The organism is Synechococcus sp. R5-13 (assembly GCF_047462015.1).
GTDB lineage: Bacteria > Cyanobacteriota > Cyanobacteriia > Thermostichales > Thermostichaceae > Thermostichus.
In genome coordinates this window covers 1-9,733 of the sequence record NZ_JANSIL010000216.1, presented here as the reverse complement: position 1 = coordinate 9,733, position 9,733 = coordinate 1, and the positions used below count along the sequence as shown (strand labels likewise).

9 protein-coding genes and 1 tRNA gene are annotated in these 9,733 nt (G+C 59.0%); 3 read left to right on the top strand and 7 right to left on the bottom strand.

Going from position 1 to position 9,733, the window contains the following annotated elements; all coding sequences use genetic code 11:
* On the bottom strand, positions 1-240 hold a 240-nt coding region (locus NW840_RS13775; protein ID WP_414344884.1), incomplete at its 3' end, for a hypothetical protein.
* Positions 241-313: 73 nt separating this feature from the next.
* Here NW840_RS13775 and NW840_RS13770 point away from each other — a divergent pair.
* The gene (locus NW840_RS13770; RefSeq protein ID WP_414344883.1) at positions 314-1,366 is read left to right on the top strand and encodes a CsgG/HfaB family protein; all 1,053 of its coding nucleotides are present in this window, start codon (positions 314-316) and stop codon (positions 1,364-1,366) included.
* Positions 1,367-1,385: 19 nt separating this feature from the next.
* On the opposite strand, the gene pruA is transcribed toward NW840_RS13770, so the two are convergent.
* Entirely contained in the window at positions 1,386-4,340 is a 2,955-nt protein-coding gene (gene pruA / locus NW840_RS13765) for an L-glutamate gamma-semialdehyde dehydrogenase (protein WP_414344882.1), read from the bottom strand.
* Positions 4,341-4,486: 146 nt separating this feature from the next.
* Between pruA and NW840_RS13760 the strand changes: the two genes are divergently transcribed.
* The gene (locus NW840_RS13760; protein ID WP_414344880.1) at positions 4,487-5,146 is read left to right on the top strand and encodes an SDR family oxidoreductase; all 660 of its coding nucleotides are present in this window, start codon (positions 4,487-4,489) and stop codon (positions 5,144-5,146) included.
* A 22-nt stretch (positions 5,147-5,168) separates the two neighbouring features.
* On the opposite strand, the gene NW840_RS13755 is transcribed toward NW840_RS13760, so the two are convergent.
* The 5 genes from NW840_RS13755 to tgt all read right to left on the bottom strand — a co-directional run bounded on the left by NW840_RS13755 (position 5,169) and on the right by tgt (position 9,467).
* Complete coding sequence (locus NW840_RS13755) at positions 5,169-5,465, bottom strand: hypothetical protein (protein ID WP_414344878.1); 297 nt, start codon at positions 5,463-5,465, stop codon at positions 5,169-5,171.
* A gap of 6 nt (positions 5,466-5,471) precedes the next feature.
* Positions 5,472-6,737, bottom strand: coding sequence for a hypothetical protein (locus tag NW840_RS13750; RefSeq protein WP_414344877.1), 1,266 nt, complete (start codon positions 6,735-6,737; stop codon positions 5,472-5,474).
* 86 nt (positions 6,738-6,823) lie between these two features.
* Positions 6,824-7,435, bottom strand: coding sequence for a hypothetical protein (locus NW840_RS13745; protein ID WP_414344875.1), 612 nt, complete (start codon positions 7,433-7,435; stop codon positions 6,824-6,826).
* A gap of 196 nt (positions 7,436-7,631) precedes the next feature.
* Positions 7,632-8,243, bottom strand: coding sequence for a hypothetical protein (locus NW840_RS13740; protein ID WP_414344874.1), 612 nt, complete (start codon positions 8,241-8,243; stop codon positions 7,632-7,634).
* 114 nt (positions 8,244-8,357) lie between these two features.
* On the bottom strand, positions 8,358-9,467 hold the full coding sequence (gene tgt / locus NW840_RS13735; protein ID WP_414344886.1) for a tRNA guanosine(34) transglycosylase Tgt: 1,110 nt from the start codon (positions 9,465-9,467) through the stop codon (positions 8,358-8,360).
* Positions 9,468-9,579: 112 nt separating this feature from the next.
* Between tgt and NW840_RS13730 the strand changes: the two genes are divergently transcribed.
* Positions 9,580-9,662, top strand: a tRNA-Leu gene (locus tag NW840_RS13730).
* The last annotated feature ends 71 nt before the right edge of the window (positions 9,663-9,733 follow it).

Below are 9,733 nucleotides of genomic sequence, written 5' to 3'. Positions count from 1 at the left end.
CTGCGCAAGGAGCCATCCATGCGTAGCGTGGTAGGAATCTCCGGCCTTCAGGCCGGGGAGGATGTCAATTGCAGAGAGCGAGTACCTTTGCTCAACAGGGTTGAGATTTGTCAACTCTTCTATACAAACCTTCTCAATCCCTTTTTTCAACAACCTTGTAGTCGGTAGAGTGTAGGGCATCTTCTGGGAACAGGCGACGTCAGGATCCTTAGCCCTTAGCTGCCAGGTGATACCGGTCACCGCCCTGAAGCTCTTTTGGGTGCAAGCTGAGAGTAACTGTGGCCACTTCCCAGATCTAGGAGATCGTTTAACCATGCGCAACCTCTCTTCCGTTTTGCTGTTCGGGATCCCTTTGGTAAGCCTAGGCTGGACAGGGATCCCGGTGGTGGCCCAATCCGCCAATCCAGCCCTCTGCCAGCAATTTCCCCAAGACATTCGCTGCACCCTCTCTGCCCCCAGACAGGTGGGACAAGCGCCGCAACCCACATCCCGTCCTCGGATTGCAGTCTTGGACTTTGATTTCAGCAGCCTCAGCAATCCCTACAGCTTCCGCGAGGCTTCGCGGGGGGTGAGCGACCTGTTGGTGGATCGGCTGGTGAGAGATGGCACCTTTTCCGTCATCGAGCGCTCGCGGCTGGACGCGATCTTGGCCGAGCAGAACCTGGGTCTATCCGGTCGACTGGATGCCAACACCGCTGCTCAGGTAGGCCGGATCCTAGGGGTCGATGCGGTGATCCTCGGCAGTGTGACCCAGTTTGATGTGTCTGTGCGCCGTTCTGGGGGTGGGGCACCGGTCTTAACTCCCTTCGGCAGCTTCCCGCTGGCGGTGGGCGCTGAGTCAGTGGATGCCGATGCCAACGTGCAGCTGAATGCCCGCTTGGTGAGCACCAGTACTGCCGAGATCTTGGCCGTGGTCGAGGGCAAAGGCAACGCCAGCCAGTCGGATAGCACGGTCACGGTTGCCGGCTTTGGCGGGGGATCCGCCACCAGCAACGAAGAGAAGCTGTTGGTATTGGCAAGCCAACAAGCGGTGGAGCAAATTGCCCAGCAGTTGGCCGGTTTTGCCGGGCGCTTGGCAGCTCAGCCTCGCTCTCTGCCAACGGTTGACGCCTTGGTGGCGGATGTCTACGGCAACCAGGTGATCCTGAACAAGGGCAGCCGCGATGGCTATCGGGTGGGATTGATTCTTTCTGTGGAGCGCGTCGTCCGCGAGGTGAAGGATCCGGCCACGGGGACAGTCTTGCGCAAATTGACTGAGCCAGCCGGACAGGTCCAACTGACGGAGGTGGATGACAGCTCCAGTGTGGGACGCATTCTCGGCGGGGCAGGCTTCAAGGTTGGGGATGTGGCCAAGCCTGTCCAATGAGCTTTCCCAAGCCCTATCCTCAGGATCCCTCGATGGGAGCAAAGCCCTGCCGTTGCGTGTTTTCGGTTACGGTGCGCGGCTCTAAAAATTGCAGCAGGTAGTCGGGGCCGCCGGCTTTGGATCCCACGCCGGAGAGCTTGAAGCCGCCGAAGGGCTGCCGCTCCACCAACGCCCCGGTGATCTCGCGGTTGATGTAGAGGTTGCCGACGGCAAAGTCCTGGCGAGCCTGTTGAATGTGGGAAGGGGTGCGGCTGTAGAGACCGCCGGTGAGGGCGTAGGGGGTGGCATTGGCCATCTGCAGAGCAGAAGAAAAGTCCGGCGCTGAGATCACCGCCAAAACCGGGCCAAACAGCTCCCGCTGCGCCAGCTCTGACTGGGGATCCACCTGGCTGAACACAGTGGGGCCGACGAAGTAGCCTTTTTCCGGCACGGGCAGGCTGAGGTCGAGGCGGGCATCAGCCTTAGCCGATTGAATGGCCTGTTGCAGGCGAGCTTGGGCCTCTGCATCGATGACCGGGCCAACTTGGGTGCTGGGGTGGGCTGGATCCCCCACATTTAAAGAGCGCACCGCCTCGATGAGCCGCCCCAAGAACAGGTCGTGAATGGACTGCAAAACGATCGCCCGCGAGCAGGCGGAGCATTTCTGGCCACTGTAGCCAAAGGCGGAGTTGACCACTCCTTTGACCGCCTGATCCAGGTCGGCGCTTTCGTCGATGAGGATGGCGTTTTTGCCCCCCATCTCGGCAATGACCCGCTTGATGTGGTGCTGGCCCGGCTGCAGTTGCGCGGCTTGGGCGAGGATTTGGCAGCCCACCGCCTGGGATCCGGTGAAGGCAATCAGGTGCACCCGCCAGTCTTGAACCAACAGGGGGCCAATGGCTTCGCCCACCCCCGGCAGGAATTGAAAGACACCCTCCGGGATCCCAGCTTCGGCAAGGGCCTTGAGGATAAACTCCGCCAGTTTGGCGGCGATCAGCGAAGATTGCTCCGCCGGTTTGAGGAGCACGCAGTTTCCGGCCACCAAAGCCGCCGCTGTCATGCCACAGGGGATGGAGAGGGGGAAGTTCCAGGGGGCGATCACCACCGCCACACCGCGGGGCTGGTAGTGGTAATGGTTGGTTTCGCCGGGCAGGTTGCACTCCCGTCCCCGCTCCAGAGCCTCCATCTGTTGGGCGTAGTAGCGGCAAAAATCGATGGCCTCGGAAACTTCCCCATCGGCCTGGGCAATGGGCTTGCCCACCTCCAGCACCATCCAGGCAGCCAGCTCCGCCCGCTGGGCCTCGATTTGCTCCGCCACCCGTCGCAGGATCCCCGCCCTCACGGCAACGGGGGTGCGCCTCCAGCTGGGGAAGCTGGCTTGGGCCGCTGCCAAGGCTTGCTCCACCTGTTCCGGCTCGGTCAACCCAATTTCCGCCACCACCTGTTCAGGATCCGCAGGGTTGAGGGAGAGCATGGCTTGTCGGGTGGGGCGATATTCTCCGGCAATCCAGGGCTGAACCCTCTGACCCAGTTGAGGCCGGATCTCGTCCAATGCCTGAAAAAAGGGATCCCGCTGCTGGGGCTGGCTGAAATCCGTATCGGGAGCGGCGGCAAACGAGAGAGAAGGAGCCTGGAAAACGGATCCCTCGTCCAAGACCGGCGGGGCCAACAGCTGCTCGGGGTTGTAGCCCTGAACGCTTTGCCGCAGGAAAGAGGTGTTGGCGGTGTTTTCCAGCAAACGCCGGATCAGGTAGGCCATACCCGGCAGCAGCTCCCCGTAGGGGCAGTACACCCGCACCCGCTGTCCCTTCTGCACCAAGGCCTTGGCCAGGGGATCGGCCATGCCATAGAGCACCTGCAGTTCAAAAGCAGACTGGGGCACCTCCAGCGCTTGGGCGATGGCAATGGCTTTGGCCTGAGAGCGCACATTGTGGCTGGCGATGGCGGCGTGGAGATGGGTGTGGTGCTCCAACAAAAGCTGGGTCATGCGCTCGAAGTTGGCGTCGGTAGCAGACTTGCTGTTGTAAACCGGCTGTGGCCAGTGCTTTTGCGCCGCCAGGATGGTCTCTTGATCCCAGTAGGCCCCCTTGACCAAGCGCACCGTCACCGGGGATCCCCGCTCTTTGGCCCAGGCGATCAGGTTTTGCAGATCGGTGTAGCTATCCCGCAGGTAGGCCTGCAGCGTCAGGCCAACGTCGGTGCGGCTTTTGAACTCCGGCTCCAGCAGCAGCTCCTGCAAAATGGCCAGGGTGAGGGATTTGTAGCGGTACTGCTCCATATCGAAATGGATCCCGACTCCCAGAGCTTCTGCCCGGCGCAACAGGATGCGAATCCGTTCCCCCACTCTGGCTTTGGCCCCCAGGGGATCGATGGGATCGAACTGGGAATAGAAGGCTGTCAGCTTCACCGACACTTGCGGCACCGGCTGCGGTTGTGGCCAGGTTTTGACCATCTTTGCCAAATGCTCCATCACCTGCAGATAGCGATCCAGATAGGATTGGGCTTCCGCTTCGGTGATGACGGCTTCCCCCAGCAAATCCAGCGTGAAAGCCATACCCTGCCGGTGCAGAGCTTCCAGAGTTTTGCTGACTTGCTGTAGAGTTTCTCCGGCAATATAGCGGCGGGCCAGAGCTTCCACAGCAGCGGTGAGAGTGCTGGCAGCCAACTGTCCTGGCAGGGAGTCGGGGTCTGCGAAGTTGAGCAGGCTCTTCAGCATCCCCGGCAACTCTACTGCCGGATCCAAGAGATACTCCTGCAAATGGCGGGCCACCTCAGCCTTGCTTTTCAAGCTGGGCAAGACATCGATCAAGCGGAACAACTGGGTGCGCAGGTGGGGGTTCTCCATCGCCCAGGCCAGCAGCTTGTCCTCCCAGCGCAGTTGATCCCGCCACTGGGCCAGCAGGGATCGCTTCTCTCCCGAAAGAGAGGCGAACAGAGATTGGGCAAGAGCTTGGGTTTGGGCCTCGTAGGCAGTAGGAGCAGCTTGGGCAACCATCTGATGCACCGGGGGGCGGGATCCCTACCATCCTGTCATGGAAAAGAGGGAACCTGAGGCCGATTTTGGGAAGATAATGGCTTATGGGGCCACCGCAAATCCTCAAACAGCTACACCGGGTATAAACAGCTTTGCAGGAGAAACTTATGCAGGCTTTTGTTGCAGGGGCTACAGGAGAAACCGGACGCCGCATTGTCAAAGAGTTGGTGGGCCGCGACATCCCGGTACGGGCGCTGGTGCGCAGCCGCGAGCTGGCCGCTCGGGTTTTGCCCCCCGAAGCGGAAGTGGTGGTGGGGGATGTGCTGGATCCGGCCACGCTGGAGACAGGCATGGAAGGATGCACAGTGGTGTTCTGTGCCACCGGGGCCAGGCCCAGTTGGGATCCCTTTCAGCCCTACCGAGTGGATTATGAAGGCACCAAGAACCTGGTAGATGTGGCCAAAGCCAAAGGGATCCAACACTTTGTTTTGATTTCTTCTCTGTGCGTGTCTCAGTTGTTCCACCCCCTCAATTTGTTTTGGCTGATCCTAGTGTGGAAAAAACGGGCGGAAGAATATCTGCAAAAAAGCGGCCTCACCTACACCATCGTTCGACCGGGGGGCCTAAAAAACCAAGACAACGACGATGGCATTGTCCTATCCAAGGCGGATACCCTCTTTGACGGCAGCATCCCCCGCACGAAGGTAGCCCAAGTGGCCGTCGAAAGTTTATTCCAGCCCGCCGCCCAAAATCGCATCCTTGAGATCATCGCCAAGCCGGGTGTGCCCAACCGCGACTGGAGCGCCCTCTTTGCCATGGCAGGATAGGATGTTCGCGCCAGGCTTGCCCTCAACTCTCCTCTGTCTGGGAACCAGAAGACTTGGCCAACTGCTGCAAACGATTTAAGATCTGCGCCTCAGCGTTAGCATCGTGGAGTCGCAACGTCAGGCGGGGCACCCGCAGTGAAGCCGTAATCCGGCCTGAGGGCAGATCCAGCCACACCAGTTGCCCTTGAAAACAGCGACAAGCGGCTCCCCATTCCTGGGCCAGAGCCTCTACCTCTGACCAGACAAGGCAACGTGGCAGCAGCAGGTCGGTGGCCCACCCAGCCCCACACTCCCGCCGCCTGAGGACACGCACCTGCATGGATCCCTACACCCGCAAGGACTCCGTCCCGCTGACGCGAGCGGCGTAGAACTCGCACCAGGGATCCCCCTTCTCTCTGGCCTTGGTCTCCTGGCCGTGGAAGAGCCCACCCCGCTGGAAGAGGCGGTTGTAGAAGACTTGATCCAAAACCGGCTTCTGCTGGATGTTGCCGTTGTAGACCAGATTCATCATCGCCGGCACCGCCCCTTGGGCAAAATAGCAGGCGGGATCTTCTGCCCGTGGGTAGGAAGCCAAAAAGTAGTTGGCTTCGTAGTTGCCATCAATGGCCACCCGGCAAGACTGGCCACTCACCACCTCCAAAGCCTGCCAGCGACCCCACCCCAGGCTGCTGGCCACCGCATAGCCGCCGTGGATCCAGTCCGTGTCCTTCTCCAGCATCGGCCCCACCAGGGTTTCCCACTCCACCGATTCCATGATGTTGCCGAAGGTGTAGAAGACACAAACATGCCCCGACTCGCGGATAAGAGCTTCCCCCACCCCCATCAGCTCAGCCTGCACCGCCTTCAGCTCCTGTAAAAAGCGATATTGAATGCGGTTGTAGTAGTTGGCAGGCATGCGCGTTAGCAACACGTTAAACGCGCGAATTTGCCCCCGCTCATCTCCGGCCAAAGGCAAGCCCCACAGAGCTTCGTTGACCGCATCGTAGTCCACTGCTGTTGTGGGCCGGGGGAACTGGAGCGGCTGCTCGATCAACTTGCCCATCCCTGGACTGGGAGTCAACAACTGGGGCCGCGGCAGCCGAGTGGCCTGGATCACGCAGTGATCCTTGCGCGTAACGGCCATACACTCCGTTTCTTCTGCCCCGTAGCTTCCCAGCTCGCCAAACGTGGCATCCAGAGCTGCCGCCACATAGCCCACCGCCAAGTGGTCAATGGGACGTGTGCGGTTGACCTGATCCCCGTACTTGCTCAGCCAACCTTCTGCATAGTGAGAATGGGTAAGCTGCACTTCCCCGCCTGAAGGTGTCACCTCAAACGCCAGCCGCCCAAATCCTAAAAAACTGAAGATCTGAGCTGCTACTGCCAGGCGCTCTTGGGTCTCCTGAATGCCAAGAGCCTTGAAAGCTCCGTACAGAAGACTGTAAAAGATCTCCTGGGCTGCCGTGCGCAGGATCCCTACTCCATCGATCCAGTCGGGATCTTCAATAGTCTGCTGCAGGAAGAGGTTGTAGTGATGGCAGTGGAAGATAACCGGCTCTCCAAACAGGGAGATCAGCTTGCGGTTGCGGTCGAGATGTAGATGCTCAAGCATAGGCAAGTGAACTCAGATAAACAATAGGGGATCCCACAAGCGCAGCAACTGCCCTCAGACAAAGCTCGCCAGCCATTCTCGACTACTCAAACTGGCATGGCAATAGGCAGACGCTCTCGGCCCAAAAGATCTGCTACCGCTTTGTAGAGAATGCGCAGCTCCTGACGGCTCAGGGCGCCCTTTTCGAGGCGGCTATGATCCAGACCCGTTTTCAAAGAGAGGCGCAGGGCCACAAAGTTGGGATCCGGGGCGTAGCGCTTGGCGTAGCTCATCAAAGCCTGAGCAGTGGATGCAGTGGTGTCCTGAACAGGGGGCAACAATGGTTTTCCATCAATTAGGATGGCTTTGATACGCTCTGAAATCGCCTTAAGGTCGGTGGTGGAGCGGGTCAGAAACAAGACAAAGTAGGGGCTTCTGGGAAACGCTTTGATGACAACCCGCAACGCCGAAGTACCTGCCAAAAGGTAGTCCGCCTCTTGGTCAGCGCTTGCCGACTGGCAGAGGCGATTGTTGGCCTGTATCAAGTCAGCCGCGTAGTTGCCCAACTGTTCCAGAGAGATTTCCTCCTGCACATCGTTGGTGTACGCAACCCTAGCCACTGCAACGCCATCGGTTACTCGCCCCACCAAAGCTGCGATCAAGCCTGGAAGACCGGCAATGTGCTGCTCAACCACACTGATAAGGGTACGTATGGTCACCAGTTTGCCTCCAGATAGAGATTGAGATTGCAAGAGATTGCCCGTCCCCCAAACTCAGCCTTCAAGAGACGAGCCTGCGGTCGCAGTCGAGATGAAAGGGTTTAAGCGCGAGCAAATAAACTTAAAGTAAACCTAAAAAAGCCTTCCAGGTGTAGCAACTACCCCTGGACAAAGCTTGCTAGCTATTTTGAACTACTCAGGCCGGCATGGCAATAGGCAGACGCTCTCGGCCCAAAAGATCTGCTACCGCTTTGTAAAGAATGCGCAGCTCCTGTCGGGTCAGGGTGCCCTTTTCGAGACGGTTGCGGTCTAGGCCCGTTTTCAAAGACAGGCGCAGGGCCACAAAGTTGGGATCCGGAGCGTAGCGCTTGGCATAGTCCATCAAAGCCTGAGCCACAGACATAGTGCTGTCCTGCACAGGGGGCAGCAGCGGTTTTCCGTCGATCAAGATGGCCTTAATCCGGTCTGAAATCGCTTTCAGGTCGGTGATGGAACGGGTCAGAAACAAGACAAAGTAGGGGCTTTTGGGAAACGCTTTGATGACAACCCGCAGCGCCGGAGTACCTGCCAAGAGGTAGTCCGCCTCTTGGTCGGGGCTGACGGTTTGACAAAGGCGGCTATTGGCCTGCAACAGGTCGCCGGCGTAGGTGCCCAAACGTTCTAGGGCTTGCTCCTCTTGGGAATCGCTGACGTAGGTTACTTTGGCTACTGTAGCACCATCAGTGGCCCGCCCTATCAAAACAGCAATCAAGCCCGGAAGGCCGGCGATGTGCTGTTCAATCACGCTGCTGAGGGTTCGGATAGCCATGATCTGACTCCTTCCTGGAACTGCATGGGATAGCTTAAGTATATGCACGTACTATCCCATGTACTTATTCTACCAAAATGGATCAGATGCTTCCAGACAAATCTCCCGGCCGGCTTAGCTCCAGGGATCCCAGTGCTCATGAAATTGGCCTTCCAAGATGGCCTGGCGCATCTTTTGGGTGTAGCGCATCAGCTCTGTGATGTTGTGGATGGAGAGCAGAGTGTAGCCCAGGATCTCTTGCGCGCGGATGAGGTGACACAAGTAGGCGCGGCTAAAGTGGCGGCAGGTGTAGCAGGGACAGTCGGGATCGATGGGATCCAGGCTGCGGCGGTGCTCGGCATTTTTGATGTTCCAGCGTTTGCCCCGGCTGATCACCGTGCCATGGCGGGCATAACGGGTGGGGATCACGCAGTCAAACAAATCCACTCCGGCGGCCACGGCGGCCCGCATCTCGGCATAGGTGCCCACCCCCATGAGATAACGGGGGCGATCTGCCGGCAGTAGAGGGGCTGTTTGCCGCACAACGGCGTGCATAAACTCGACCGGCTCCCCCACACTCACCCCGCCAATGGCATAGCCCGGCAGATCCAACCGACAGACCTCTTCCACCGCCCGCCGGCGCAGCTCAGGGTAAACTCCCCCCTGCACAATGCCAAACAAAGCCTGATCCGAGCGGCGATGGGCTTCCACGCACCGTTTCAGCCACTGGGTGGTTCGCCGCACCGCTGCTTCCACTTCCTCAGGGCTGGCAGGGTAGGGCGGGCACTCGTCGAAGGCCATGATCACATCGGCACCCAAGGCATTTTGAATCTGGATGGATAGCTCTGGGGTGAAGTGAATGATGCGGCCATCGAGAGGAGAGCGGAACGTCACTCCCTCCTCGTTGATTTGGCGAATGGCGCTGAGGCTAAAGACCTGAAAGCCCCCTGAGTCGGTGAGGATGGGGCCCGACCAGCCCATAAAGCGGTGTAGCCCCCCTGCCGCTTGAATGATGCTTTCGCCAGGTTGCAGGTGGAGATGATAGGTGTTGCTGAGAATAATATGGGCGCCCGTTTCCTTGAGCTGGGCGGGGGTGAGGGTTTTCACGTTGGCCAAAGTTCCCACCGGCATAAAGCAAGGGGTTGGGATCCCGCCGTGGGGGGTGACGAAGTATCCCGCCCGCGCTTGGGTATGGGGGCAGGTGCCCTCGCAGGTGAAGGTAAAGTCGGCCAAGGTCAGCGTTATCGGCTTTAATCTTGTGCGCAGCAGAGCTTAGCACAGATAGAGCCGCCGGCAAGGGATCCCTTTTGCCAGCCTTGACAGGGATCCCCTGCTTTGGGCACACTTGTAGATCGCCGCGGAACTGGCGGAATGGTAGACGCGCTAGATTCAGGTTCTAGTGGCAGCAATGCCATCGGGGTTCAAGTCCCCGGTTCCGCACTCTGATACATTTACGCTGAACACTGCTGAACATCACTGTTCAACTATGCAGCGATAGCATTCTGTTTGTT